Source organism: Streptomyces sp. NPDC127100 (genome assembly GCF_042724095.1).
In the GTDB taxonomy this organism is placed as follows: domain Bacteria; phylum Actinomycetota; class Actinomycetes; order Streptomycetales; family Streptomycetaceae; genus Streptomyces.
In genome coordinates this window covers 15,340-41,262 of sequence record NZ_JBHXFL010000009.1, presented here as the reverse complement: position 1 = coordinate 41,262, position 25,923 = coordinate 15,340, and the positions used below count along the sequence as shown (strand labels likewise).

At 72.9% G+C, this 25,923-nt stretch carries 24 protein-coding genes and 1 pseudogene; 17 read left to right on the top strand and 8 right to left on the bottom strand.

Annotation, left to right across the window (positions count from 1 at the left end; translation table 11 throughout):
* The first annotated feature begins 85 nt into the window (after positions 1-85).
* A complete protein-coding gene (locus ACFWJB_RS12130; RefSeq protein ID WP_385464181.1) occupies positions 86-490 on the top strand; it encodes a VOC family protein in 405 nt (134 codons plus the stop codon).
* On the opposite strand, the gene ACFWJB_RS12125 is transcribed toward ACFWJB_RS12130, so the two are convergent.
* Both ACFWJB_RS12125 and ACFWJB_RS12120 read right to left on the bottom strand, forming a co-directional pair.
* Entirely contained in the window at positions 470-1,159 is a 690-nt protein-coding gene (locus ACFWJB_RS12125; protein ID WP_385464179.1) for a helix-turn-helix domain-containing protein, read from the bottom strand. The genes ACFWJB_RS12130 and ACFWJB_RS12125 overlap by 21 nt on opposite strands.
* A 74-nt stretch (positions 1,160-1,233) precedes the next feature.
* On the bottom strand, positions 1,234-2,367 hold the full coding sequence (locus ACFWJB_RS12120) for a YihY/virulence factor BrkB family protein (protein ID WP_386921939.1): 1,134 nt from the start codon (positions 2,365-2,367) through the stop codon (positions 1,234-1,236).
* 100 nt (positions 2,368-2,467) lie between these two features.
* Here ACFWJB_RS12120 and ACFWJB_RS12115 point away from each other — a divergent pair, with 100 nt between their 5' ends.
* The 14 genes from ACFWJB_RS12115 (at position 2,468) to ACFWJB_RS12050 (ending at position 16,278) form a co-directional block, all read left to right on the top strand.
* Positions 2,468-4,102: an acyl-CoA dehydrogenase family protein gene (locus tag ACFWJB_RS12115; protein ID WP_386921937.1), complete on the top strand. Its 1,635-nt coding sequence runs from the start codon at positions 2,468-2,470 to the stop codon at positions 4,100-4,102.
* A 556-nt stretch (positions 4,103-4,658) separates the two neighbouring features.
* A complete protein-coding gene (locus tag ACFWJB_RS12110; protein ID WP_385464169.1) occupies positions 4,659-5,957 on the top strand; it encodes a hypothetical protein in 1,299 nt (432 codons plus the stop codon).
* Between the two features lie 96 nt (positions 5,958-6,053).
* Positions 6,054-6,626: a GNAT family N-acetyltransferase gene (locus ACFWJB_RS12105; protein ID WP_385464166.1), complete on the top strand. Its 573-nt coding sequence runs from the start codon at positions 6,054-6,056 to the stop codon at positions 6,624-6,626.
* A gap of 127 nt (positions 6,627-6,753) precedes the next feature.
* Entirely contained in the window at positions 6,754-6,837 is an 84-nt protein-coding gene (locus tag ACFWJB_RS12100) for a putative leader peptide (RefSeq protein ID WP_385464191.1), read from the top strand.
* A 179-nt stretch (positions 6,838-7,016) separates the two neighbouring features.
* A complete protein-coding gene (gene sirA / locus ACFWJB_RS12095) occupies positions 7,017-8,714 on the top strand; it encodes a sulfite reductase SirA (protein WP_385464163.1) in 1,698 nt (565 codons plus the stop codon).
* On the top strand, positions 8,711-8,890 hold the full coding sequence (locus ACFWJB_RS12090) for a hypothetical protein (RefSeq protein ID WP_385464160.1): 180 nt from the start codon (positions 8,711-8,713) through the stop codon (positions 8,888-8,890). The genes sirA and ACFWJB_RS12090 overlap by 4 nt, the downstream gene beginning before the upstream one ends.
* Positions 8,887-9,597, top strand: coding sequence for a phosphoadenylyl-sulfate reductase (locus ACFWJB_RS12085; RefSeq protein ID WP_385464157.1), 711 nt, complete (start codon positions 8,887-8,889; stop codon positions 9,595-9,597). Before ACFWJB_RS12090 ends, ACFWJB_RS12085 begins: the two co-directional genes overlap by 4 nt.
* A 1-nt stretch (position 9,598) precedes the next feature.
* Positions 9,599-10,168, top strand: coding sequence for an adenylyl-sulfate kinase (cysC, locus tag ACFWJB_RS12080; RefSeq protein WP_386921933.1), 570 nt, complete (start codon positions 9,599-9,601; stop codon positions 10,166-10,168).
* Positions 10,165-11,112: a sulfate adenylyltransferase subunit CysD gene (gene cysD / locus ACFWJB_RS12075; RefSeq protein ID WP_386921931.1), complete on the top strand. Its 948-nt coding sequence runs from the start codon at positions 10,165-10,167 to the stop codon at positions 11,110-11,112. The genes cysC and cysD overlap by 4 nt, the downstream gene beginning before the upstream one ends.
* Positions 11,113-11,114: 2 nt before the next feature.
* Positions 11,115-12,470, top strand: coding sequence for a sulfate adenylyltransferase subunit 1 (locus ACFWJB_RS12070; RefSeq protein WP_386921929.1), 1,356 nt, complete (start codon positions 11,115-11,117; stop codon positions 12,468-12,470).
* Positions 12,471-12,709: 239 nt separating this feature from the next.
* The gene (locus ACFWJB_RS12065) at positions 12,710-13,813 is read left to right on the top strand and encodes an aliphatic sulfonate ABC transporter substrate-binding protein (protein WP_385464145.1); all 1,104 of its coding nucleotides are present in this window, start codon (positions 12,710-12,712) and stop codon (positions 13,811-13,813) included.
* A gap of 35 nt (positions 13,814-13,848) precedes the next feature.
* The gene (locus ACFWJB_RS12060) at positions 13,849-14,637 is read left to right on the top strand and encodes an ABC transporter ATP-binding protein (protein ID WP_385464143.1); all 789 of its coding nucleotides are present in this window, start codon (positions 13,849-13,851) and stop codon (positions 14,635-14,637) included.
* Positions 14,624-15,520: an ABC transporter permease gene (locus ACFWJB_RS12055; protein WP_385464140.1), complete on the top strand. Its 897-nt coding sequence runs from the start codon at positions 14,624-14,626 to the stop codon at positions 15,518-15,520. The genes ACFWJB_RS12060 and ACFWJB_RS12055 overlap by 14 nt, the downstream gene beginning before the upstream one ends.
* 8 nt (positions 15,521-15,528) lie before the next feature.
* On the top strand, positions 15,529-16,278 hold the full coding sequence (locus ACFWJB_RS12050; RefSeq protein ID WP_385464138.1) for a sirohydrochlorin chelatase: 750 nt from the start codon (positions 15,529-15,531) through the stop codon (positions 16,276-16,278).
* 41 nt (positions 16,279-16,319) lie between these two features.
* Here the strand turns inward: ACFWJB_RS12050 and ACFWJB_RS12045 are convergent, their stop codons facing one another.
* Positions 16,320-16,874, bottom strand: a complete 555-nt coding sequence (locus ACFWJB_RS12045) for a DUF1697 domain-containing protein (RefSeq protein ID WP_385464135.1) — start codon at positions 16,872-16,874, stop codon at positions 16,320-16,322.
* 383 nt (positions 16,875-17,257) lie between these two features.
* Here ACFWJB_RS12045 and ACFWJB_RS12040 point away from each other — a divergent pair, with 383 nt between their 5' ends.
* Positions 17,258-19,510: an MMPL family transporter gene (locus ACFWJB_RS12040; RefSeq protein ID WP_385464132.1), complete on the top strand. Its 2,253-nt coding sequence runs from the start codon at positions 17,258-17,260 to the stop codon at positions 19,508-19,510.
* Between the two features lie 71 nt (positions 19,511-19,581).
* Here ACFWJB_RS12040 and ACFWJB_RS12035 read toward each other — a convergent pair.
* The 4 genes and pseudogenes from ACFWJB_RS12035 to ACFWJB_RS12020 form a co-directional block, all read right to left on the bottom strand.
* Positions 19,582-20,821: pseudogene (locus ACFWJB_RS12035) on the bottom strand (glycosyltransferase).
* Positions 20,822-20,865: 44 nt separating this feature from the next.
* A complete protein-coding gene (locus ACFWJB_RS12030; protein ID WP_385464129.1) occupies positions 20,866-22,149 on the bottom strand; it encodes an ABC transporter substrate-binding protein in 1,284 nt (427 codons plus the stop codon).
* Positions 22,149-22,982: a carbohydrate ABC transporter permease gene (locus tag ACFWJB_RS12025; protein WP_385464126.1), complete on the bottom strand. Its 834-nt coding sequence runs from the start codon at positions 22,980-22,982 to the stop codon at positions 22,149-22,151. Before ACFWJB_RS12025 ends, ACFWJB_RS12030 begins: the two co-directional genes overlap by 1 nt.
* The gene (locus tag ACFWJB_RS12020; protein ID WP_385464123.1) at positions 22,979-23,917 is read right to left on the bottom strand and encodes a carbohydrate ABC transporter permease; all 939 of its coding nucleotides are present in this window, start codon (positions 23,915-23,917) and stop codon (positions 22,979-22,981) included. The genes ACFWJB_RS12025 and ACFWJB_RS12020 overlap by 4 nt, the downstream gene beginning before the upstream one ends.
* Positions 23,918-24,154: 237 nt before the next feature.
* Between ACFWJB_RS12020 and ACFWJB_RS12015 the strand changes: the two genes are divergently transcribed.
* Positions 24,155-25,018: a phosphotransferase enzyme family protein gene (locus ACFWJB_RS12015; RefSeq protein ID WP_385464120.1), complete on the top strand. Its 864-nt coding sequence runs from the start codon at positions 24,155-24,157 to the stop codon at positions 25,016-25,018.
* A 29-nt stretch (positions 25,019-25,047) separates the two neighbouring features.
* Here the strand turns inward: ACFWJB_RS12015 and ACFWJB_RS12010 are convergent, their stop codons facing one another.
* Positions 25,048-25,863 (bottom strand): exonuclease domain-containing protein, encoded by an 816-nt coding sequence (locus ACFWJB_RS12010; RefSeq protein ID WP_385464117.1) that lies wholly within the window; start codon positions 25,861-25,863, stop codon positions 25,048-25,050.
* Positions 25,864-25,923 lie beyond the last annotated feature (60 nt).

Here is a 25,923-nt window from a genome sequence, read left to right as displayed (position 1 = left end):
AGGTCGTTCTGAGCCGTCGTGCCCGGCGCTCCCGGTGTCCGATTCCTTCAAGACGCGCTCCGGCCGGCCTGCCTACCGTGGCGCCATGACCGCACGCTTCGATGCCATCGGCCTGGTCGTCTCCGACATGGCCGCCTCCGTGACCTTCTACCGCCGGCTCGGTTTCGCCTTTCCCGACGACGCCGGGACGCGGCCGCACGCCGAGGCGGGACTGCCCGGCGGGATCCGGCTGCTGCTGGACACCGAGGAGACCGTCCGTTCCTTCCTCCCCGGGTGGCAGCCCCCGGCCGGCGGCGGGCGGGCCTCCCTCGCGCTGCTGTGCGACGCGCCCGAGGAGGTGGACGCGCTGTACGAGGAGCTGACCGGCGCCGGGCACCACGGTGAGCTTCCGCCCTGGGACGCCTTCTGGGGGCAGCGGTACGCCGTGGTGCTCGACCCCGACGGCAACGGCGTCGACCTGTTCGCCGCGCTACCGGCGGCGTCCGAGTAGCTCGCCCGGCGGCACGCCCGCCAGCTCCCGCACGTCGCGGGCCAGGTGCGCCTGGTCCGCGTACCCGGCCCGGGCGGCCGTCTCCGCGAGGGGTGTGCCGCCCCGCGCCAGGGCGAGGGCGCGCTGCAGCCGCAGCACGCGGGCCAGCGTCTTGGGGCCGTAGCCGAAGGCGGCCAGTGAGCGGCGGTGCAGCCGGCGCGCCCCGAGGCCGAGTTCCCCGGCGGTGGCGCCGACCGGGCGGCCCGCGTCGAGGGCGGTGACGATCCGCCGCAGCAACGGGTCGGGGGGTTCGCTGCCGGCCGCCCGGGCCAGCGCGGCCTCCTCCAGCCCGCTCGCCGGGTCGGCGGCCGCGTTCACCCGCGCGGTCAGCCGCCGCGCCCGGGCGGCCGGCCAGAGGTCGGCCAGGTCGACGCGCCGGTCGCGCAGTTCGTGCGCGGGGACGCCGAGGAGGGCCGGCGCGGTGCCGGGGTAGAAGCGGACGCCCGCCCAGCGGCCCGGCGCGCCGTCGGTGAGGTGAGCGCGGGTGTCGGGGCCCGCGACCAGCAGCCGGCCGTCGTGCCACAGCAGGTCCATGCAGCCGTCGGGCAGCACCCGCCCGGGGCCGGACCCGGCCCGTTCGCTGGTCCACACCACCGCGCCGGGCAGCCGGGAGGCTCGTTCCGCGTACACGCCGGCCAGGCTACGCCGCCCTGGCGGGCCGACGCCGTACACCCGCTTGCCCTGCCCGGGGAGGACCGGGCCGGTTACGAGGCCTCCGGCTTGTCGTGGTCGGTGGGCGGTGTGTGCTTGCCGTGGGAGCGCAGGCGGGCCGTGACGTCCTCCGGGGGCAGGAACCGGGACCAGCGTTCCGGGAACTCGGACGGCATGTCGGGGTCCGCCTCGCCGCTGGCGGCGGCCCGGGCCACGTACTCGGCGACCTGCGCCTGCCGCAGCCGTTCGTTGGCCTCGCGGGCCGCGGCGGTGGCGGCGGCCGGCCAGACCCGGTCGATGGCCGCGTTGACCGCGGCCCCGACGAGCACGGCGAACGCGGACACACCGATCCACAGCAGCACGGCCACGGGCGCGGCGAGCGAGCCGTAGATGGTCGGGCCCTCGACGGTACTGGTGAGGTAGATGCGCAGCAGGAAGCTGCCCAGCACCCACATGGCGAGGGCGACCAGCGCACCGGGCACGTCCTCGATCCACGGGGAGCGCACGGGCACCGACACGTGGTACAGCGTGGTCAGGAAGGCCACGGACAGGACGATCACGACGGGCCAGTACAGGACCTGCACGACGGTCGTCGACCAGGGCACGACCCGCACCACGGCGTCCGGCCCGGCCACCATCAGGGGCAGCGCGATCGACCCGATCAGCAGGGCCACGATGAACAGCAGGAAGGCCATCAGGCGGGTCTTGACGATCCCCCGGACCCCGTCGAGGCCGTACATCACCGTGATGGTGTCTATGAAGACGTTGACCGCGCGGGAGCCGGACCACAGGGCGAACAGGAAGCCGATGGAGATGACGTCGGGTCGGCCGCCCTTCATCACGTCGTCCAGGATCGGCTCGGTGATCTGCTTGACGCCCCGCTCGGAGAGCACCGTGCGGGAGGCGTCCAGGATGTTGGTGCGCAGGCTCTCGGTGGTGTCGGCGCCGATCCAGGAGTCGACGTAGCCGAGCAGTCCGAGGACGCTCAGGAGCAGGGGCGGCACCGAGAGCAGGGTGAAGAACGCGGCCTCGGCGGCCAGGCCGAGGATGCGGTACTCCATGCACGAGTTGACCGTGTCCTTCAGCAGCAGCCAGGCGGTCCTGCGTTTGGAGACGTTCCGGTAGAGGACCCGGGCGCGGTGGAGCCGGCCCGAGGGCCGTTCGGGGGATTCACTTGCTGGCTGCACGCCCTAAAGGTATCCGCCGCGGGCACCCCCACTCATCCGCGGACGGCCCCGGATGCCGGCGGGGCCCTCCCCGGCCCTCGGGCGCGGTAGGTTCGCCGTCATGGCAGGCAGCACGCACACCGTGACGAACCAGGCCCCGCCGCTGGCCGGCTACGACGTCTTCAGCACCGACCGGGCCCTCGTGGCGGCGGTCGAACGGCATCTGGAACCCGGACTGCACGAGGAGGCGCTGGCCGAGCTGTCCGGTCTTGGACGCAGCTGCGGCTCCGTCCAGGTGCTGGAGTGGGGCGCCCAGGCCAATACCAACCCGCCGGTCCTGCGCACGCACGACCGCTACGGCCACCGCGTCGACGAGGTCGACTTCCACCCGGCCTGGCACCGGCTGCTGGGCAAGGGCGTCTCGGCCGGCCTCACCGGGGCCTGGACCCGGCCGGGCGGGCACGTCCGGCGTGCCGCGGGGTTCCTGCTGTGGACGCAGGCCGAGGCGGGCAACGGCTGTCCGCTGTCGATGACCCACGCGGCGGTGCCCGCCCTGCGCACCGACCCCGCCCTCGCCGCCGAGTGGGAGCCCCGGCTGACCGCCCAGGTGTACGACCGCGAGCTGCGGCCGGCGCACCTGAAGGCGGGCGTGCTGTTCGGGATGGGCATGACGGAGAAGCAGGGCGGCAGCGACGTCCGGGCGGGCACGACCTCGGCCCGGCCGCTGGCCGAGGACGGGACGTACGAGCTGACCGGGCACAAGTGGTTCTGCTCGGCGCCCATGTCCGACGGCTTCCTGGTGCTGGCGCAGGCTCCGGGCGGACTCACCTGCTTCCTGGTGCCTCGCGTGCTGGCGGGCGGCACCCGCAACGTGTTCCTGATCCAGCGGCTGAAGGACAAGCTGGGCAACCGGTCCAACGCCTCCGCCGAGGTCGAGTTCGCCGGGACCTGGGCGCGCCGGGTCGGCGAGGAGGGGCGCGGGGTGCGCACCATCATCGGCATGGTGGCGGCGACCCGCCTGGACTGCGTACTGGGCTCGGCGGGGCTGATGCGGCAGGCCGTCGCGCAGGCGGTGCACCACTGCGCCCACCGGGAGGCGTTCGGCGGGAAGCTGATCGACAAGCCGCTGATGCGCAACGTCCTGGCCGACCTCGCGATCGAGTCGGAGGCGGCCACCACGCTGGGGCTGCGGCTGGCGGCGGCGTACGACGACGGGAGCGAGCGGGAGCGGGCGCTGCTCAGGCTGGCGGTGCCGGCGGCGAAGTACTGGGTGACCAAGCGCTGTGCGCCGGTGGCGGTGGAGGCCGCCGAGTGCCTGGGCGGCAACGGCTACGTCGAAGAGTCCGGCCTGCCCCGGCTGGTGCGCGAGTCGCCGCTGAACTCGATCTGGGAGGGGGCCGGCAACGTCCAGGCGCTGGACGTGCTGCGCGCGCTGGGGCGGGAGCCGCTGGCCCTGGACGCCTATCTGACGGAGGTGGGCCTCGCCCGGGGCGCCGACCACCGCCTGGACGCGGCGATCAGGGACCTGCTGACGGAGCTCGCCGACCTGGAGGCCGCCGAGGGACGGGCCCGGCGGCTGGTGGAGCGGCTGGCGCTGGTGCTCCAGGGGTCGCTGCTGGTGCGGTACGCGCCGCCGGAGGTGGCCGACGCGTTCTGCGCCTCACGGCTGGGCGGTGACGGGGGTGCGGCCTTCGGCACGCTGCCGCCGACCCTGGGTCTGGAGTCGGTGGTCGAGCGGGCCCGTCCGGTGGCCTGATCCGACCCCGGCGTCTCCCATCGGCTGCACGCGGCCGGGCGGACACGGGGGTGGTGCCGCGCCGACACGGCACCGCCCCCGTCACACAGGCCCGTTCAGGCCGCGCACGCCGCTCGGGACGGCGTGGCTCTAGTTTCGGACACCGGCTCGGCCGGCCACCAGGGTCGCAGGGGGTTGCAAGTTGCCGCCGGCTGTGTGCGGACTGTGTCCGTCCGCCTGTCCGCGGCACCGGCCGTACCGCTTCCGCGACGACGCCGAGGTCGAGGTGGTCGCGCCGGACGACCCCCGCGACCCGCTGCCCGGCTCGACCGCCCCGGGGCCGGCGGAGCACCGGGCGCGGGGCGCGGGCCGGACGCAGCCGGCCCGGACACCGTCCCCCGAGCACGCGGACGGGTCCCGGGAAGCCCCCGAAAGGTGGTTCGTTGCCGCATATTTGCAGCGTCCGGCTCCGCGGGCCCCTCCGCCTGCCGTAGCATCCTCCACGGACCGCCCCCTCTGCTCCACGGTCAACGCACGGAACGACGGGCGCAGTTGGATCGGGGCCCGTGGAGGTTCTATGAAGCAGCGCGGCAGACACCGTCGGCGCCGTCGGGGCAGGGCGCTGCGCGCGGCCCTGACCGGGGCGGCGCTCGCACTCACCGGCGCCGCCACGATGATCAGCGCCTCGCAGGCCGAGGTCGCCGGCGACCCCGGTGCGCTGAAGCCGCTCGCCCCGACCGGCGCGCTGCGGCTGACGGAGCACCGGGTGCCCGGGCCCTGGCTCGACCGGCTCTCCGCCGCGATGGGCGAGCCGGTGGGCGTCGACACCGTCCTCGGCTCCGCCGACCACACGCTGCGCGACGCCGCCGACTGCACGGACGGGGAGCGCGAGGCGCTGCCGGTCTCCCCCGCGGCCACGCGCGCCTACTGCTGGGACGACGAGGACACGCGGGGCTGGCGCCCGGGCGCGGTCACCACCTCGGGGGACGCCGGCGCGGACGGCCTCCGGGGCTCCCACCGGGTCGTCCTGGCCGCGTGGAGCCGCGACGGCGGCACGCCCGGGGGGGCCCTCGCCCGGGTCTCGTTCGTCGACGCCGACGATCCCGGCCGTCCCGGTTACGCCTCGGCGCTCCTCGCCGTCCCGGTGGACGGCGGACGCGACTACCGCGCCCTCTCCTCCCCCGTCTCCGGGATGGTCTGGTACGGGGACAAGCTGCTGGTCACCGCCGGCTCCGGGGACCGCAACGCGCTGTACGTGTACGACGTGGACCGCGTCCAGCGCGCCACCGCCGACGCCGGCGCGGTCGGCCGGGTGCCCGGCGGCTGGGCGGCGTACGGCCACCGGTACGTGCTGCCCGCCGTCGCCTCCTACCGCCTCGCCGGCACACCGGACGCCGCGCGGCCCGCCGCGATCTCACTGGACCGCGGCACGGTCCCCGCCTCCCTGGTGGCGAGCGAGTACGTGCCCGCCGACGCCGAGCGGCCCACCCGCCTGTGGAGTTACGCGCTCGGCGCGGACCCGGACGGCGACGCGCTGCCGGCCACCGACTCCGCCGGGCACGTGGACGCGCGGGAGGCGTACGAGACCGGGGTGGCCGAGGTCGGGGGCGTGCTGGCGCACCGTCCGGCCGGCGCCGGGCGCGCCGACTGGTACCTGGGCCGGCCGGCCGGCGACGGGGCCGGGCACGGGACGCTGTGGCGGCAGGACACGGAGGGCGCCCGGGCCGCGGAGTGCGGCGCCGACCGCTCGCGCCGGTGCTGGAGCGGGCCGCCGGGCTCCCTGTCCTACGGGGCGGGAACCGGTGAGGTCTGGTCCCAGTCGGACCGCATGCTCTTCGCGGTGCCGCTGACCTCGATGGACGAGGCGTTCGACTGACGGCCGCGCCTCCTCGGTGGCCTGAGGGCGGCCGGGCCCGCACCGGCGCGGAACCGGGATCGACAGATCTCGCGACCGGATGATTCCCTGACCGGCATGACCCACATCGCCGTGACCACCTGGTCCCTGGAGCAGACCGCGCCGACGGATCTGCTGCCGGCCGCAGCGCCGGAGGGGGACGTGCGGATCGTCCGCTCCGAAGTGCCCTCCCCCGAGTTCAGCCGCTTCCTGTACGCCTCCGTCGGCGGCGACATCCGCTGGACGGACCGGCTGGGCTGGTCCTACGCGCGGTGGCAGGAGCACCTCCGGCGGCCCGGCGTGGAGACCTGGGTGGCCTACGACCGGGGCACACCCGCCGGGTACGTGGAGCTGACGCCCGGGGACGACGGGGTCGTGGAGATCGAGTACTTCGGCCTGATTCCGGCCTTCCGCGGCCGGGGCATCGGCGGTCACCTGCTCTCGTACGGCACCGCCCGCGCCTGGGACCTCGCGGACCGCTGGCCGGGACTGGCCACGACCAAGCGGGTGTGGCTGCACACGTGCAGCAAGGACGGCGAGTTCGCGATGGACAACTACCGGCGTCGCGGCTTCCGCCTGTTCGACACCATGGTCGAGGAGGAACCGGAGGTGGATACCCCGGGCCCGTGGCCCGGCGCCTTCCCGTCCTGACCTGCTCCGAAGCGCCTCTTTTCGGTCTATGTGACCCACGACACCCCTGTCTCGTTCCTCGGGACAGGGGCGTCCGCATTTTGGATGAAGCTGGACTGTGTCCAGATCGCCGTGCCAGGCTTCCGCCATGTCCGGAACTGGAATTGCCTTGGTGAGTCGGCGGCACGTCGACCTCGGCCGCATGTCCAGCGCCATCTGTCGTACGCGCTGAGAGACCCTCCAGCACCACCCGGATCCTCTGCATTCGCCTCACCCCCGCGCAATGACGCGCACGTATGTCCATGCGCCCACGCGCAGGTCAGAGGCTCCCACCCGCCACCCGACCACCGCCCGTCAACGACGGCGCCGCGCGCCGGCGTATCCGTCGCTGTCCCGAAGGACGTGTCCACCATGGCCGCCAACCCGCCGAATCCAGACGCCGCGACTCCCCGCCGCAAGGTGAGCCGTCACCGTGGCGAGGGTCAGTGGGCCATGGGTCACTTCACCCCGCTCAACGGCAACGAGCAGACCAAGAAGGACGACGACGGTCTCAATGTGCGGACACGCATTGAGACGATCTACTCCAAGCGTGGGTTCGACTCCATCGACCCCGGCGACCTGCGCGGACGGATGCGCTGGTGGGGTCTGTACACCCAGCGCAGGCAGGGCATCGACGGCGGCAAGACCGCGATCCTGGAGCCGGAGGAGCTGGACGACAGCTACTTCATGCTGCGCGTGCGCGTCGACGGCGGCGCGCTGACCACCGCTCAGCTCCGCGTCATCGGCGAGATCTCCCAGGAGTTCGCGCGGGGCACGGCCGACATCACCGACCGGCAGAACGTCCAGTACCACTGGATCCGGATCGAGGACGTGCCCGAGATCTGGAACCGCCTGGAGGCCGTCGGCCTGTCCACCGTCACCGCCTGCGGCGACACGCCCCGCGTGATGATCGGCTCCCCGGTCGCGGGCATCGCCGAGGACGAGATCATCGACGGCACGCCGGCCCTGGAGGAGATGAAGCGCCGGGTGCTCAACAACCCGGCCTACTCGAACCTGCCGCGCAAGTTCAAGACCGCGATCTCCGGCTCGCCGGTCCAGGACGTTGTCCACGAGATCAACGACGTGGCGTTCGTCGGCGTGGAACACCCCGAGCACGGGCCCGGCTTCGACCTGTGGGTCGGCGGCGGCCTGTCCACCAACCCCAAGCTCGGTGTCCGCCTGGGCGCCTGGGTGCCGCTGGACGAGGTGCCGGACGTCTACGAGGGCGTCATCTCGATCTTCCGCGACTACGGCTACCGGCGCCTGCGCAACCGCGCCCGCCTGAAGTTCCTGGTCGCGGACTGGGGCGCGGAGAAGTTCCGCCAGGTACTGGAGGACGAGTACCTGAAGCGCAAGCTGACCGACGGACCGGCGCCCGCCGACCCGGCCGGCCGCTGGCGCGACCACATCGGTGTGCACCGGCAGAAGGACGGGCGCCACTACGTCGGCTTCGCCCCGCGCGTCGGCCGCGTCGACGGCACCACCCTGACGAAGGTCGCCGACCTCGCGGAGGCGCACGGCTCGACCCGGGTCCGCACCACCGTCGAGCAGAAGATGATCATCCTCGACGTCGAGGAGGGACAGGTCGACTCCCTGGTGGAGTCCCTGGAGGCGCTGGACCTCAGCGCCAGGCCCTCGACGTTCCGGCGCGGCACCATGGCGTGCACCGGCATCGAGTTCTGCAAGCTCGCCATCGTCGAGACCAAGGCCCGCGGCGCCTCGCTCATCGACGAGCTGGAGCGCCGCCTCCCGGAGTTCGACGAGCCCCTCAGCATCAACCTCAACGGCTGCCCGAACGCCTGCGCCCGCATCCAGACCGCGGACATCGGTCTCAAGGGCCAGCTGGTCCTGAACGACCGGGGCGAGCAGGTCGAGGGCTACCAGGTGCACCTGGGCGGCGCGCTCGGCCTGGAGGCCGGCTTCGGCCGCAAGGTGCGCGGCCTGAAGGTGACGGCGGAGGAGCTCCCGGACTACGTGGAGCGGGTGCTGAAGCGCTATCAGGCCGAGCGCGCGGACGGCGAGAGGTTCGCCACCTGGGCGGCCCGCGCCTCGGAGGAGGCGCTGTCGTGAGCGAGCGCGCCGCGCCCTTCTACTGCCCCTACTGCGGCGACGAGGACCTGCGTCCGGGCGAGCAGGGTCACGGCGCCTGGGAATGCGCGGCGTGCAACCGCGCATTCCAGTTGAGGTTCCTCGGGCTGATGGCCCGTGGACTTCGACCCAACTCCACGGGAGGGGAAGCGATATGACGGCCACTCGGAAAGAGCGGACGACGGACGAGCTGAAGGCGCTGGCCGAGCGGGCGGGCCGCGAACTGGAGGACGCCTCGGCGCTGGAGATCCTCCAGTGGGCCGCTGAGACCTTCGGCGACCGGTTCTGCGTGACCTCGTCCATGGAGGACGCGGTCGTCGCCCACCTCGCCTCCCGCGCTCTGCCCGGCGTGGACGTGGTGTTCCTCGACACCGGCTACCACTTCCCGGAGACCATCGGCACCCGGGACGCCGTGGAGGCCGTGATGGACGTGAACGTCATCACGCTCACCCCGCGCCAGACGGTCGCCGAGCAGGACGCCGAGTACGGCCCCGCGCTGCACGACCGCGACCCCGACCTGTGCTGCGCGCTGCGCAAGGTGAAGCCGCTGGAGGAGGGCCTGAAAGGCTACCTGGCCTGGGCGACGGGACTGCGCCGCGACGAGTCCGAGACCCGGGCCAATACCCCCGTGGTCGGCTGGGACGAGAAGCGCCGCAAGGTGAAGATCTCCCCCATCGCCCGGTGGTCACAGGAAGATGTGCAAACGTACGTCGCCGAGCACGGAGTCCTCACCAACCCGTTGCTGATGGACGGCTATGCCTCCGTGGGCTGCGCGCCCTGCACCCGTCGTGTGCTGGAGGGCGAGGACGCGCGTGCCGGCCGCTGGGCGGGCCGTTCCAAGACCGAGTGCGGACTGCACGGCTGACATGACGACGACCACCGAGATTCAGGAGAACCACGTGACGACCGGAGCCACCGTCTGGCTCACGGGTCTGCCGAGCGCCGGCAAGACCACCATCGCGCACGAGCTGGCCGGCCGGCTGCGCGAGGAGGGCCACCGCGTCGAGGTGCTCGACGGCGACGAGATCCGCGAGTTCCTCTCGGCGGGCCTCGGCTTCGGCCGCGAGGACCGGCACACCAACGTGCAGCGGATCGGCTTCGTCGCCGAACTGCTCGCCCGCAACGGCGTCACGGCGCTGGTCCCGGTGATCGCGCCGTACGCGGACAGCCGGGACGCGGTGCGCAAGCGCCACGAGGCCCACGGGACGGCGTACGTGGAGGTGCACGTGGCCACGCCGGTCGAGGTCTGCTCCGTACGCGACGTGAAGGGCCTGTACGCCAAGCAGGCCGCGGGTGAGCTGACGGGGCTCACCGGGGTCGACGACCCGTACGAGGAGCCCGTCGCGCCCGACCTGCGCATCGAGTCGCAGGACCAGACCGTCCAGGAGTCCGCCGCGGCGGTGTACGCCCTGCTCAGCGAAAGGGGACTGGCATGACGACGACCGTCGCCACGGTCAAGGAGGGCGAGGGCGGTACCAGCAGCCCGTACGCCCTCTCCCACCTCGACGCCCTCGAGTCCGAGGCCGTGCACATCTTCCGCGAGGTGGCGGGCGAGTTCGAGCGGCCGGTGATCCTGTTCTCCGGCGGCAAGGACTCCATCCTCATGCTGCACCTGGCGCTGAAGGCCTTCGCCCCCGCGGCCGTGCCGTTCTCCCTGCTGCACGTCGACACCGGGCACAACTTCCCCGAGGTCCTGGACTACCGCGACCGCACGGTGGAGAAGCACGGGCTGCGCCTGCACGTCGCCTCCGTGCAGGACTACATCGACCGGGGGGTGCTCAAGGAGCGCCCGGACGGCACGCGCAACCCGCTGCAGACGCTGCCGCTGACCGAGAAGATCCAGGCGGAGAAGTTCGACGCCGTCTTCGGCGGCGGGCGCCGCGACGAGGAGAAGGCCCGCGCCAAGGAGCGGGTGTTCTCGCTGCGCGACGAGTTCTCCCAGTGGGACCCGCGGCGCCAGCGCCCCGAGCTGTGGAACCTGTACAACGGCCGGCACGCCCCCGGCGAGCACGTACGGGTCTTCCCGCTGTCCAACTGGACCGAGCTGGACGTGTGGCAGTACATCGCCCGCGAGGGCATCGAGCTGCCCGAGATCTACTACGCCCACGAGCGCGAGGTCTTCGCGCGGGCCGGCATGTGGCTGACCGCCGGCGAGTGGGGCGGCCCGAAGGACGACGAGATGGTGGTCCGGCGGCGGGTGCGCTACCGCACCGTCGGCGACATGTCCTGCACCGGCGCGGTCGACTCCGACGCCGACACCATCGAGAAGGTGATCGCCGAGATCGCCGCCTCCCGGCTCACCGAGCGCGGCGCCACGCGTGCCGACGACAAGCTCTCCGAGGCCGCGATGGAAGACCGCAAGCGCGAGGGGTACTTCTAGACATGACCAGCACCACCGAGCCCACCGAGCCGCTGTCGGTCGAGCAGCTGTCGGAGACCACCCTGCTGCGGTTCGCCACCGCCGGGTCCGTCGACGACGGCAAGTCCACCCTGGTCGGCCGCCTGCTGCACGACTCCAAGTCGGTCCTCGTGGACCAGCTGGAGGCCGTGGAGCGCGCCTCCGCGAGCCGCGGCCAGGAGGCCCCGGACCTCGCCCTGCTGACCGACGGCCTGCGGGCCGAGCGCGAGCAGGGCATCACCATCGACGTGGCCTACCGCTACTTCGCCACGCCCAGGCGCCGGTTCATCCTGGCCGACACCCCCGGGCACGTGCAGTACACCCGGAACATGGTCACCGGTGCCTCCACGGCCGAGCTGACGGTGGTTCTGGTCGACGCGCGCAACGGCGTCGTCGAGCAGACCCGCCGGCACGCCGCGATCGCCGCGCTGCTGCGGGTGCCGCACGTAGTGCTCGCCGTCAACAAGATGGACCTGGTCGACTACCGGGAGTCCGTGTTCGCCGCCATCGCCGAGGAGTTCACGGCGTACGCGACGGAACTGGGCGTCCCGGAGGTCACCGCGATCCCGATCTCGGCGCTCGCGGGCGACAACGTGGTGGAGCCGTCGGCGGTCATGGACTGGTACGGCGGCCCGACCGTCCTGGAGCACCTGGAGACCGTCCCGGTCAGCCACGACCTGGCCCACTGCCACGCCCGGCTGCCCGTGCAGTACGTGATCCGGCCCCAGACCACCGAGCACCCCGACTACCGGGGCTACGCCGGCCAGATCGCCGCGGGCACCTTCCGGGTCGGCGACCCGGTCACCGTGCTGCCGTCGGGCCGCACCTCGACGGTGGCCGGCATCGACCTGCTCGGCGAGCCGGTCGACGCGGCCTGGACGCCGCAGTCGGTGACGCTGCTGCTGGAGGACGACATCGACGTCTCCCGCGGCGACCTGATCGTGCCCAGCAAGGACGCCCCGGCCACCACCCAGGACGTCGAGGCCACCGTCTGCCACGTCGCCGACGCGCCGCTGACCGTGGGTCACCGGGTGCTGCTCAAGCACGGCACGCGCACGGTCAAGGCCATCGTCAGGGACATACCGGCCCGGCTCACGCTGGACGACCTGTCCCTGCACCCGCACCCCGGACAGCTCGTCGCCAACGACATCGGCCGCGTGAAGATCCGTACCGCCGAGCCGCTGCCCGCGGACTCCTACGCGGACTCCCGCCGCGCCGGTTCGTTCATCCTGATCGACCCGAGCGACGGCACCACGCTCACCGCCGGGATGGCCGGCGAGTCCTTCGCCGCCCCGGCGCCGGTCAAGGACGCCGACGACGAGGACGGGTGGGACTTCTGAGCATGAACTCCCCCGACATCTACTCCACGTTCGCGAAGGAGGGCGGCCGCGTCGGCAGCGGTGCTCTCGGCAGCGGGCAGGGCGGGGTGGCGCGATGTGCGCGGTGACGTACGCGCACCGCATGCGCGCCCACACCCCCCACCCGCACAGCCGAAGACCTGCCGACCTCCCGGCCACGACCTGACCCATCGGACGAACCGACAGGCGTGACCGCCGGGCCAACGAGAGGAAAGCCTCCCGTGCCTGCCAACACCGCTCTGCGCCGCACCCTCGCGGTCATAGCCGCCCTGCCGCTCCTCGCCCTCGCCGCCTGCGGGTACGGCTCCGAGTCCGAGGACGAGGACACCGCCAAGGTGGCCGCGGGCGCCGAGAAGATCGACGGGCTGGACTCCGTCCGCATCGGCTACTTCGGGAACGTCACCCACGCCACCGCCCTGGTCGGCAACCAGAAGGGCTTCTTCCAGAAGGCGCTGGGCGCGACCGAGGCCAAGTACGCGACGTTCAACGCGGGCCCGTCCGAGATCGAGGCGCTGAACTCCGGCTCCATCGACATCGGCTGGATCGGCCCCTCCCCCTCCATCAACGGCTACACCAAGTCGGACGGGAAGAACCTGCGCATCATCGGCGGCTCGGCCTCCGGCGGCGTCAAGCTGGTGGTGAACCCGGACCGGATCAAGTCCCTGGAGGACGTCAGGGGCAAGCGCATCGCCACCCCGCAGCTCGGCAACACGCAGGACGTCGCGTTCCTCAACTGGATCGCCGAGCAGGGCTGGAAGGTCGACGCGCAGAGCGGCAAGGGCGACGTCACCGTCGTCCGCAGCGACAACAAGGTCACCCCGGACGCCTACAAGTCGGGCTCCCTGGACGGCGCCTGGGTGCCGGAACCGACCGCGTCCAAGCTGGTCGCCGCGGGCGGCAAGGTGCTGCTGGACGAGTCGACGCTGTGGCCCGGCAAGAAGTTCGTGATCACGAACATCATCGTGTCGCAGAAGTTCCTCAAGGAGCACCCGAAGGCCGTCGAGGCCGTCCTGAAGGCCTCGGTGGACACCAACGAGTGGATCGAGGCCAACCCGGACGAGGCGAAGGCCGCGGCCAACAAGCAGCTGGAGAAGGACACGGGCAAGGCGCTGCCGGCCGAGGTCCTGGACCCGGCGTGGAAGTCGATCGCGGTCACCGACGACCCGCTGGCCGCCACCCTCGACGCCCAGGCCGAGCACGCCGTGAAGGCCGGTCTGCTGGACAAGCCCGACCTGCAGGGCATCTACGACCTCACGCTGCTCAACAAGGTCCTCGCGGCCAAGGGCGAGCCCGCGGTCGACGACGCCGGTCTCGGCGTCAAGTAAGCCCGGATCCGACCATTCCCCAGGAGGTGACGACCATGGCCACGACCCTCGCCAAGGCCGCCGACGGCACCGAGGCGGCCACGCACGCCGCCCGGATCGAGCACGTCTCGAAGTCGTTCGCGGGCCCCGCCGGACAGCAGCTCGTGCTGGACGACATCACACTCGATGTCGCGCCCGGCGAGTTCGTCACCCTCCTGGGGGCCTCCGGCTGCGGAAAGTCCACGCTGCTGAACCTGGTGGCCGGCCTGGACCGGCCCAGCGCCGGCGCCATCACCACGGACGGGCGGCCCGCCCTGATGTTCCAGGAGCACGCCCTGTTCCCGTGGCTGACCGCGGGCAAGAACATCGAACTCGCCCTGAAGCTGCGCGGCGTGCCGAAGACCGACCGCCGCGACAAGGCCGAGGAGCTGCTCGAACTCGTCCGGCTGAAGGGCGCGTACGGCAAGCGGGTCCACGAGCTGTCGGGCGGTATGCGCCAGCGCGTCGCGATGGCGCGCGCCCTCGCGCAGGAGAGCAAGCTGCTGCTGATGGACGAGCCGTTCGCGGCGCTCGACGCGATCACCCGGGACGTGCTGCACGACGAACTCACCCGGATCTGGCGGGAGACGCGGCTGTCCGTCCTGTTCGTCACGCACAACGTGCGCGAGGCCGTGCGGCTCGCCGAGCGCGTGGTGCTGCTGTCCTCCCGCCCCGGGCGCGTGGCGCGCCAGTGGACGGTGGGCATCCCGCACCCGCGCCGCATCGAGGACACCGCCGTGGCGGAACTGTCCGTCGAGATCACCGAAGAACTGCGTGGGGAGATCCGCCGCCATGGCCAGCACTGAGACGACCAGCCCGCCGAAGGACGGCGGCGACCTCGCCGGTCTGGAGGCGGGACTCGACGCACTGGAGACGGTGCAGCAGGGCCGCAAGCCGTTCCGGCAGACGTTCGTCGAGAAGATCCTCCCGCCCACCGTGGCGGTGCTCCTGGTGCTGGCGGTCTGGCAGGGGCTGGTCTCGTTCGGCATCGTCGACGACCCGACCAAGCTGCCGGCCCCGTCTGACGTGTGGGACGTCGTCCACCAGGCCTGGCTCAAGGGCGAGTTGCTCGGCTACATCTGGACCAGCGTCTCGCGCGGCCTGCTCGGCTTCTGCTTCGCCCTGGTGATCGGCACCCCGCTGGGGCTGCTCGTGGCGCGGGTGAAGTTCGTGCGGGCGGCGATCGGGCCGATCCTGTCCGGGCTCCAGTCGCTGCCGTCGGTGGCCTGGGTGCCGCCGGCGGTGATCTGGCTGGGCCTGAACAACACGATGATGTACGCCGTCATCCTGCTGGGCGCGGTGCCGTCCATCGCCAACGGCCTGGTGTCCGGCGTGGACCAGGTGTCCCCGCTGTTCCTGCGGGCCGGCCGCACGCTGGGCGCGACGGGGCTGAAGGGAACCTGGCACATCGTGCTGCCGGCCGCGCTGCCGGGCTACGTGGCGGGCCTGAAGCAGGGCTGGGCCTTCTCCTGGCGGTCGCTGATGGCCGCCGAGATCATCGCGTCCTTCCCCGACCTGGGGGTGGGCCTCGGCCAGCTGCTGGAGAACGGCCGCAACGCCAGCGACATGGCCATGGTCTTCGAGGCCATCCTGCTGATCCTGATCGTCGGCATCGCCATCGACCTGCTGATCTTCAGCCCGCTGGAGCGGTGGGTGCTGCGCAGCCGCGGTCTGCTGGTGAGGAGCTGAGGCACCCCATGCACCGTCCGGTCCGCCCCGCCCTTCTGGTCGTCGCCCACGGCAGCCGCGATCCGCGGCACGCCGCGACCGTGCACGCCCTGGTCCGCCGGGTCAGGGCGATGCGCCCGGACGTGCGGGTGGAGACCGGCTTCCTGGACTTCAACGTGCCCTCCGTGCCGGGCGTGCTGGAGTCCCTCGCGACGGAGGGCGTGCGGGACGTCGTGGCGCTGCCGCTGCTGCTGACCCGCGCCTTCCACGCCAAGGCCGACATCCCGGCCGTCCTCGCGGACGCGCCGGCGCGGCTGCGGATCCGGCAGGCGGAGGTGCTCGGTCCCTCCCCGCTGCTGCTGACGGCGCTGGAACGGCGCCTGTACGAGGCGGGCCTCACGCCCGCCGACAAGTCCTCGACCGGGGTCGTGCTGGCCTCGGCGGGGTCCTCCGACCCGGAGGCGATCGCAGTGATCGCAGAAATCGCGCGGGAGTGGCGGCACACCGGTTGGTGCGCCGTGCGGCCTGCGTTCGCCTCCGCATCCCTGCCCCGCACCGAGGACGCGGTCCGCGAACTGCGCGCCGCCGGCTGTGAACGCGTCGCCGTCGCCCCGTACGTGCTGGCCCCCGGCTTCCTGCCGGACCGCATCGTGCGGGGCGCGGCCGGGGCCGACGTGCTGGCGGACGTCCTGGGCCCGGCGCCCGAGGTGGCACGGCTGCTGCTGGAGCGGTACGACGCGGCGCGGACGCCGGCGCCGGCGCTGGCCGTCGGCGCCTGACGGCCGGGCGGCCGGGCCGAGGGCGGCGAGCGCGTCGGCGGTCAGGTGCGGGGGGCGGTCAGTTCCACCAGCTTGGTGACGGTGTTCCAGTTGCGGCTGGTGGCGATCAGGCCCTTGTGGACGCGGGGCTTGGCGAGGGCCTCGGCGAGCTTGGAGCGGCCCAGGCCGTCCGGGGCGTACAGGTACAGGGCGCGGTCCCCGAGCCGGAAGTCCTCGGGGAGGAAGGCGGCCCGGTCCACCGACGCGAAGCGCTCCTCGTCGACCGGCGCCGAGTAGTAGGTGACGTGGAGCTGCCGGGCCTCGAGGTCCGCGGCGGGGAAGGGGCAGGACTCGGCGACGGCCCGCAGGTAGGCGTGGTCGCGCACGATCACGTCCACCGGGAAGCCGAAGTGCTTCTCGATCGCCCGCGACAACTCGGCGGCCAGGGACTCCTCGTCCCCGTGGCCGGACGTGAACACCGCCTGCCCGCTCTGCAGATGGGTGCGTACGCCGTCGTGTCCGAGGCCCTCGAGGAGCGTGCGCAGCTCGGCCATCGGAACCTTCTTGGCGCCACCCACGTTGATCCCGCGCAGCAGCGCCGCATACGTCGTCGTCATGCGCACACCCTAGAGCGGCCGTCGCGCCCCGTGGGGGTGGGCGCGACGGCCGCGTCCGCCGGGCGGACACGCGCCACTCTCCCCGATCCGCGGGGCGGTCTTCAAGCACCGCACACGCCTGTGACTTGTTCAACAACCCTGCGGAAGGCGACCTGGCGGATTCCGTGCCGACGGCCGCACCCTGATCACCGTCCCCGAGGGGCCCGGGGTAGATGTAAGGGGCTGTCATCCTCCCCAGCGGTGAGACCGGACATCCGAAGGGATGAGCCGGGCCCGTCCCACTTCACCGGTCAGCACGACGAGCGGGACTTATCCGGGCCATACCTTCGAAGCGGAAGGTGGCGGCAGGGGGCCTCCACCGCAGACGAGGGGGCAAGCCCGTCATGGGGAACGGAGACACACGGGTGCGGGGCATAGCCGCCCGGGCCGGCGGCTGGAGCGCCCGGCACCGATGGGCTGCCGTCGGGATCTGGGTACTGTTCGTCGTCCTGGCGATGGGGCTCGGCTCGGCGGCCGGCCGGGTCGACGTCAACGAGAGCGACCAGATGGGCGGCGAGACGCACACCGCCGCCCGGATCGTCGAGGAGGCCGGGATCGACGAGCCGGCCGGTGAGACCGTCCTGGTCCAGGCGAAGGACGGGAAGCTGACGGCCACGGACGCCGAGTTCCGTGCCGCCGTCACCGAGGTCGTCCGGGCGGTGGAGGGCACCGGCGAGGTCACGGGGGTGACCTCGCCGTACGAGGCGAAGACGATCTCCAAGGACGGCCGCAGCGCGCTGGTGCAGTTCGACATGCGCGGCGAGGCGGACACCGCGGGCGAGCGGGTCGAGCCGGTGCTGAAGGCCGTCGAGGGCGTCCAGAAGGACCACGAGTCGCTGCGGATCGAGGAGATCGGCGGCGCCAGCATGATGAAGACGTTCGACGACGCCTTCGGCGACGACTTCCAGAAGGCCGAGTACTCCGCGGTGCCGGTGGCCCTCGGCATCCTGCTCGTCGCCTTCGGCGCGCTGGTGGCGGCGCTGGTGCCGGTGGCGCTGGCGATCACCGCGATCATGGCGACGATGGGCCTGATGGGCCTCGTCAGCCACTTCCAGCCGATGAGCGACACCGCCAACTCCGTGATGCTGCTGGTCGGTCTGGCCGTCGGTGTCGACTACTGCCTGTTCTACCTGCGCCGCGAGCGCGAGGAGCGTGCCGCGGGCCGGGACGCGCAGACGGCGCTGCGGATCGCCGCCGCCACCAGTGGACGGGCGATCGTCGTCTCCGGCGTGACGGTGTGCGTGGCGATGGCGGGCATGCTGTTCACCGGCATCGCCGAGTTCGAGGCGATGGGCCTGGCCTCGCTGATGGTGGTCGCGGTCGCCATGGTCGGGTCGGTGACGGTGCTGCCGGCGCTGCTGTCCCTGCTGGGCGAGCGGGTGGAGAAGGGGCGCGTCCCGTTCCTGCGCCGGCGTCAGCGGCGGGGCACCGAGGAGGGCAGCCGGTTCTGGACGGCCGTGCTGCGACGGGTGCTCGCCAAGCCGGTGCTCGCCGCCGCCGTGGCGGTCGGCGCCCTGCTGGCCGTCGCCGCTCCCGCGATCGGCATGAAGACGCAGAACCTCACCCTGGACCAGGAGTTCGGCGACTCGCTGCCCATCGTGCAGACGTACAACCGGGTCAACGAGGCCTTCCCCGGCGGCTCCGACCCGGCCGAGGTGGTCGTCAGCGCCGACGACATCAACGCGCCCGAGGTGCGGGCGGCGCTCGCCGACTTCCGGGAGCAGGCGATCAGTTCCGGCGCCTCGCGCGGCCCGGTCGACATCACCATGCACGACGAGCAGAACGTCGCCCTGGTCTACGTCCCGCTGGTCGGCGGCTCCGACCAGGACAAGGCGGGCGAAAGCCTGGACAAGCTGCGCGACGACGTGCGGCCCGCCACGCTCGGCAAGGTCGACGGTGTCGAGGCCCCGATCACCGGGCAGGTGGCCGGTTCGAAGGACTTCAACGACCAGCTCGTCGGCTCGGTCGCGCCGGTCTTCGTCTTCGTCGTGGTCTTCGCGTTCCTGCTGATGCTGCTGTCGTTCCGCTCCCTGACGGTCGCGGCCACCTCGATCGTCCTGAACCTGCTGTCGGTGGGCGCGGCGTACGGCATCCTGGTCGCCGTCTTCCAGCACGGCTGGGGCGCCTCGCTGGTGGGCGCGGAGGGGGTCGGCGCCATCGTCACCTGGCTGCCGCTGTTCCTCTTCGTGATCCTCTTCGGCCTGTCGATGGACTACCACGTGTTCGTGGTCTCGCGGATCCGTGAGGCGCGGATGCGCGGCCGGACGACCAGGGACGCGATCCAGCACGGCGTGGTCACCACGGCCGGTGTCGTCACCAGCGCCGCGGTCATCATGGTCGCCGTGTTCGCCATCTTCGGCACGCTGTCCATGCAGTCCATGAAGCAGATGGGCGTGGGCCTGGCCGCCGCGGTGCTGATCGACGCGACGGTCATCCGGGGCGTGCTGCTGCCGGCCGTGATGGCCCTGCTCGGCGAGCGCAACTGGTACCTGCCGAAGTGGCTGCACCGGCTGCCGGACCTCACCCACGACGAGTCCCCCGCGGCGGTCGTGACGCCGGTGGCGCGCGACGACGAGGGCGAGCGAGTCGGGGTCTGAGCGGCCCGGGAAACGGCGAGGGGCCCGTCGGTTCGGGGGAACCGGCGGGCCCTTCGCCGTCACCGGCGCGGTCAGGACCGGGCCGCCGCCAGCTCCGCCTCGATCAGGTCGGCGGCCCGCCGGGTGCCGCCCTCCTGGGCCATCCGGGCCTGGATCTCCTTCAGGCGCCGGGCCACCTCCGGGTCGTCGACCAGGGCGAGGGCGGCGGTGCGCAGCGCCTCGGCGGTGGCGTCCTCGGTGGGCAGCTGGCGGGCCACGCCGAGCCCCTGGAGCAGGTCCGCGTTGCCGAACTGGTCCGCGGCCTGCGGCACGGCGATCATCGGCGTGGCGGTGGCCAGTCCCTCCTGGCTGCCGCCCGCGCCCGCGTGGGTGACGAACAGGTCGGCCTCCTTGAGGACGGCCAGCTGCGGCACCCAGGACCGCACTTCCACGTTCGCCGGCACGTCGCCGAGGTCGGCGGCGTCGACGTGCCGGCCGACCTGGAGCACCAGGTGCCAGCCGGGCAGGTCGCCGAACGCCTTCACGCACTCCCGGTAGAAGGCGGGCTGCTTGGTGAAGGCGGAGCCGAGGGAGACGAGCACGACCTTCTCGGCACCGGCGGGGCGCCGCCAGTCGCCCTCGGTGCTCCGGTCGCCCTGGCAGGCGCCGACGAAGGTGTACGTCCTGTCGTCGACGCGGTCGGCGTTGGGCTGGAGCGCGCTGGGGATCAGCACCAGGGAGCGGGCGGGGCGGCCGGTGAACGGGTCGGGGTGCTGGGTGATGCCGTTCTCCTCGAGCCAGGCCTGGAAGCGGGCGTAGTAGGCCCGGCCGCGCTCGGTCCTGCGCGGCTCCTCCCACATCGGCTCGGCGACCTCCTGCTCGTACCCCTCCCAGGCGACCATGCACGGGGAGAGGGACACCACCGGCACGCCCCAGCGGTGGCCGAGGACGCGGGCCGGATAGGAGGCGATGTCGTGCAGGACCAGGTCCGGCTCGTCCCCCTCGTACGCCTCGGCGAGCTGCGGCAGCGCCTGGACGGCGTCGTCCAGGAACGGCTCGACGTTGTCCAGCAGGGTGGTGCCCCAGGCCTCCGGGTCGGCGTCGGGGCCGGGCAGGATGCTGTTCCACGGCTTGGGTTCGGCGCCGGTCTCCGCGACCTTCTCCGCGAGGGCCGGCGGGATCGCGTACGTCACCCGGTGCCCCCGTGCGACGAGTTCGCGGATCACCTCCAGGCTCGGGTTCACGTGGCCGTGCGCGGCGATGGAGAACATGGCGATGTGGGCGCGACTGGTCATGCCCCGGACCGTACACGAGACGATACGTCTCGTGCAATCGGTTTCCGGTGGCGGCGCCGCCCCGCCCGGGCGGCGGTGTCGTCAGCGCTGGTAGCGGGCGAGTACGAGGTTGCCGTCCTTCTCCAGCCGCGTGCGCAGCTCCTCGATGCCGATCGCCCCGCTGTAGTACTCCTGGAGCGCGGGCGTGGCCACCTTGTCCTTCCACTCGGCGTAACCGCGGACGGACTGGGCGGGTGCCGGGCGCAGGTGGGCGGCGAGGGCGGTGCCGGTGGCCCAGCCGTTCTCGGGCGTGTGCAGGGCGGGGTCCTCGAGGGCCCGGGTGCCGGTGGGCAGCATCCAGTCGCCGAGGGCGAGGCGGACCATGTTGTCCGGCCGGAGGAGGAAGTCGATGAACGCGGCGGCCTCCTTCTTGTGCGGGCTGTCCTCGGCGACCGACAGCGTCTGCGGGCTGACGCCCTGGGCCAGCCCCTCGGCGCCGGCCGGGGCGGGCAGGACCTGCCAGTCGAAGCCCTCGGGGGCCTGCTGTGCGATCTGCTGGCGGTAGGAGAAGCCGAGCGGCACCATCGCGTACTTGCCCGCGAAGAACCCGGGCAGGGTGTCGGAGCCACCGCTGCCGAGGGTGGACGCGGGGGCGCTGCGGTCGCGGCCGACCTGGTCGTGGACGGTGCGCGGCACCACCTGGTCGGCCTCCTCGAACCGGACGGTGACCTTGCCGTCCGCGCCGCGGTGGAACAGCTGCCCGCCGGTGGAGAGCGACAGGTTGAGCGTGGCGGACACGGGTTCCTTGAGCGGCCAGGCCACCCCGTACCTCCCGTCGCCGCTCAGCCGTTCGGTCACCTGCCGGAACTCCGGCCAGCTCCAGGGGTGTTCGGGGGTCGGGATACGGACCCCGGACTTCTCGAGCAGAGCCGTGTTGGCGATCAGCACGCGGGGTTCCTGGAGGAACGGCACGCCGTAGACGCCGTCGCCGAAGGTGACCGTCTCCCAGCCGTGCGGCGGGATGTCGTCCTTCAGCCGCCGCGGCAGCAGGTCCGTGAGATCGGCGAGGTAGCCGCCGTGGGCGAAGTCCGCGAGGTCGTCGGAGGCGTCGTGGATGATGTCCGGCGCCTCGCCGCCCTCGAAGGAGGTGAGGAGCTGGTCGTGGACGCTCTCCCAGCTGCCCTGGACGTACTCGACCCGCACCTCCGGGTGGGCCGCGTTCCACTCCTCGACCAGTTCCTTGTTGGCCTCGACCGACTCCTCCTGCCAGGCCAGGGACTGGAAGCGCAGGGTGATCCGGCCGTCGTCGGCGTCGCCGCCCGCGCCGGTGCAGGCCGTCAGCAGCAGGGCGAACGCGACGAGCAGGGCGAGGGTCTTCGCGCGCATCAGCTCTTCACCGCCCCGGCGAGCATGCCGCCCGTGATCCGCCGTTGGACGATCGCGAACACCACCAGCGAGGGCAGCGTCGCGAGGAAGGCCGCCGCTGCGAGCGGGCCGAGGTCCGCGACGCCCTCGGCGCCGATGAAGTGGGTGAGCACGACGGGCAGGGTCTGTTTCTCCGGTGTCTTCAGCAGCACCAGCGCGAAGAAGAACTCGTTCCACGCGGTGACGAACGCGAACAGCGCCGTCGCCACGATGCCCGGCGCGAGCAGCGGCGCGGTCACCGAGACGAGGACGCGCAGCCGCCCGGCCCCGTCGACCGCGGCGGCCTCCTCCAGCTCGGCCGGCACGGCACGGACGTAGCCCGAGAGCATCCACAGCGCGAACGGCAGCGACCAGACGACGTACACCATCACCAGCCCGGGCACGGAGTTGATCAGCCGCAGGTTCTTCAGGACGAGGAAGAGCGGGATGATCAGCAGGACCAGGGGGAAGGCCTGGCTCACCACGACCCACCCGGTGGCCGCCCGGGCGAGCCGGCCGCGGTGGCGGGCCATGACGTACGCCATCGGCGTCGCGACGAGCACCGCGATCACGGCGGCGGCGAGCGCGGCGAGGAGGGAGTTGAGCGCGGCGTGCAGCAGCGGCTGCTCGTCGAAGGCCTGCCGGAAGTTGTCGAGGGTGGGGTGCTCCGGGATCCAGGTGGGGTGGAGGCTCGCCAGCTCGCGCGGCGGTTTGAACGCGGTGGACAGGAGCCAGAGGAACGGGAAGGCCAGGAAGACGAGGTACGCGAGCAGCGCGGCGTACTGGCCCACGCGGGCTCCGGTCGAGGTCCTCACGCGTCGTCACCTCCCCTGAGCCGGCCGACGAGGAAGACGGCCAGCAGGACCGAGATCACGGCGACCATGACGCAGCCCATCGCCGCCGCGTAACCGAACTGCCCGTAGCGGAAGGCCTCCTCGTACGCGAAGAGCATGGGCAGCCGGGTCCGGCCGCCGGGGCCGCCGCTGGTCAGCACGTAGACCAGGGCGAAGGAGTTGAAGTTCCAGATGAGGTTGAGCGCGGTGATGGCGAGGGCGACCGGCCTCAGGGCGGGCCAGGTGACCGTGCGGAAGCGGCGCCAGGCACCCGCGCCGTCGACGGCGGCGGCCTCGTGCAGCTCGCGCGGGGTGTTCTGGAGGCCGGCGAGCAGGGCGACCGTCGTCTGCGGCATGCCGGCCCAGACGCCGACGACGATAACGGCGGGCAGGGCGGTGGCCAGGCCGCTCAGCCAGTCGCGGCCGTCGCCGAGGCCCAGGTCGCGCAGGGTCTCGTTGAGGATGCCCGCGTCCGGGTTGTAGACCAGCCGCCACATGACGCCGACGACGACCTCGGGCATCGCCCAGGGGACGATGGCCAGGGCGCGGGCCAGCCAGCGCAGCCGCAGGTTCTGGTCGAGCAGCAGGGCGAGGCCGAGCGCGAGCAGGAACTGCGGCACCGTCACGCCGACCGCCCACACCAGCCCGATGCGGAACGACTCCCAGAACAGCGTGTCGTGCAGCAGGTCCTGGAAGTTCAGGGTGCCGATCCACCGGGTGGGCTCGGTCCGGCCCGACTGGGAGTCGGTGAACGCCAGCAGGATGCCGTGGAGGAGCGGTCCGACGCTGAGGACGAGGATGGGGAGCAGGGCGGGCAGCACCAGGAACCAGGCGCCGTGGTCGGGGCCGCGCCGTGGCCGGTCCCGGCCCCCGGGCGCGCGGCGCGCCGGTGTCTTCACCTCGGTCACCGATGTCACGTGGGCAGCCCCTCTGCGCGGCTCGAACGGGCCTGGTCATGGTCGTGAAGGCGCTGTGCCCCGTCAAGGGCCCGCGCACACGCTCCCACCTGTGCGGATGCGACACTGGCCGACGGATGGCGGGATCCCGGCGGTGGACGCGCACGGCGGACGTGCGCCGGCCTCGCGCCGGAGACCCGGGCCCTCGCGGCGAGGCGGGGCGGCGACGACGGAGCGGACGGACACGGAGGGCGGACGATGGACGAGGCACGGGCGCGGGAGGTGCTGGCCGCGGCGGAGGTGCTGCCCGGCCCGGCGGAGCGGGCGCGGCTGCTCGCCCTCGGCGAGAACGCGGTCTTCGCCGCCGGCGACCTGGTGGTCAAGGTGGGCCGCGACGCCGGGCTCCTCGAGCGGGCGGGCCGGGAACTGGCCGTCGCGGTGTGGCTGGAGGGCGCCGGTGTGCCGGCGGTGCGGGCGGCCGGGCCTCAGGCGCTGATGGTCGACGGGCATCCCGTAACCGTGTGGCACCGGCTGCCCGACGCGGTGCGGCCCACCGAGCCGCGGGACGTGGCCGGACTTCTGCGGCTGGTGCACGCGCTGCCCTCCCCCTCGTTCGCGCTGCCGGCCCGCGAGCTGCTGGGCGGGGTGGAACGCTGGCTGCGGCTCGCCGGCGACGTGATCGACCCCGCGGACGCGGCGTATCTGCGTGAGCGCCGCGACGGCTTCGCGGCGGCCTCCGCCGCGCTCACCCCGCGTCTGACGCCGGGTCCGATCCACGGCGACGCGCTCCCCCGCAATGTGCACGTCGGTCCCGACGGGCCGGTCCTGGTCGACCTGGAGACCTTCTCCGCCGACCTGCGCGAGCACGACCTGGTGGTGATGGCCCTCAGCCGGGACCGGTACGGGCTGCCCGCCGAGGCGTACGACGCCTTCACCGCGACCTACGGCTGGGACGTGCGCGAGTGGGACGGCTGCGCGGTGCTGCGCGGGGCCCGCGAGACGGCCAGCTGCGCGTGGGTGGCCCAGCACGCCCCGAGCAACCCGAAGGCCTTGGCCGAATTCGAACGCCGGGTGGCGTCACTGCGGGACGACGACCCGACGGTGCGCTGGTATCCCTTCTGACGCCGGTCCCGGTGGGGCCGGCTCGGACGTCATCCGCTGCGCGGGACGACCGGCCAGGCCGGCTCGACGACCGCCGCCGGGTCGGTCCGCCTCAGGTACGCCTGGAGGGAGGCCGACTGCTCGGCCGCCGCCCGTACCTGGAGGTCGTGCAGGTCCGCCGGGGACATCATCCCGAGGGGCCGGTGCCTCTCCCCCATGCGGCGCACCACGCGGGCCGCGGCCACCGCGTCCGCTCTCGCGTCGTGGGCGTCGTCGAGCGACACGCCGTAGTGCGCGCACAGCGCGTGGAGGGCGCGCTTGCCCCTGCGGTACTTGTCGATGTGCTTGTCGATCACCAGGGGATCGACGACCGGCGACGGGACGGCGCCCAGCCGCTCACTGAGCGACTCCAGCCCGTACCGCCGGCACTCACGGTCCAGCAGCGACACGTCGTAGCGCGCGTTCATCACGACCAGGGGTGTCCCCGCCCGCAGGACCTCGGCCACGGCCTGGGTGATCTCCTCGACGGCGGACCGGGCCGGAGCCCCCTGCGCGCGGGCGTGCTCCGTCGAGATGCCGTGGATCGCCGCGGCCTCCGCCGGTATCACCACGCCGGGGTCGAGCAGCCAGGTCCGCTCCGTCGAGAGGGCTCCGTCCGGCTCCAGCCGTACGACCGCCGCGGTGACGATGCGGTCGGTCTCTATGTCCGTGCCCGTGGTCTCCAGGTCGAAGGCCGCCAGGGGCCCGGTGATCCAGGTCGTCGCGCGGCCCTCACCGGCGCCGGTGGCGATGTGCGCCCCCTCGCGCGGATCCGTGTCCGTCGTCTCAAGGTCGAAGCCGGTCGGCGGCTTCAGGTGCCGGCCCATGGGCGGTCCCCCTCCTCGGTGGTGCGTTCCCCCAGTGGTTCCTCACCTTCGCACGCGCCA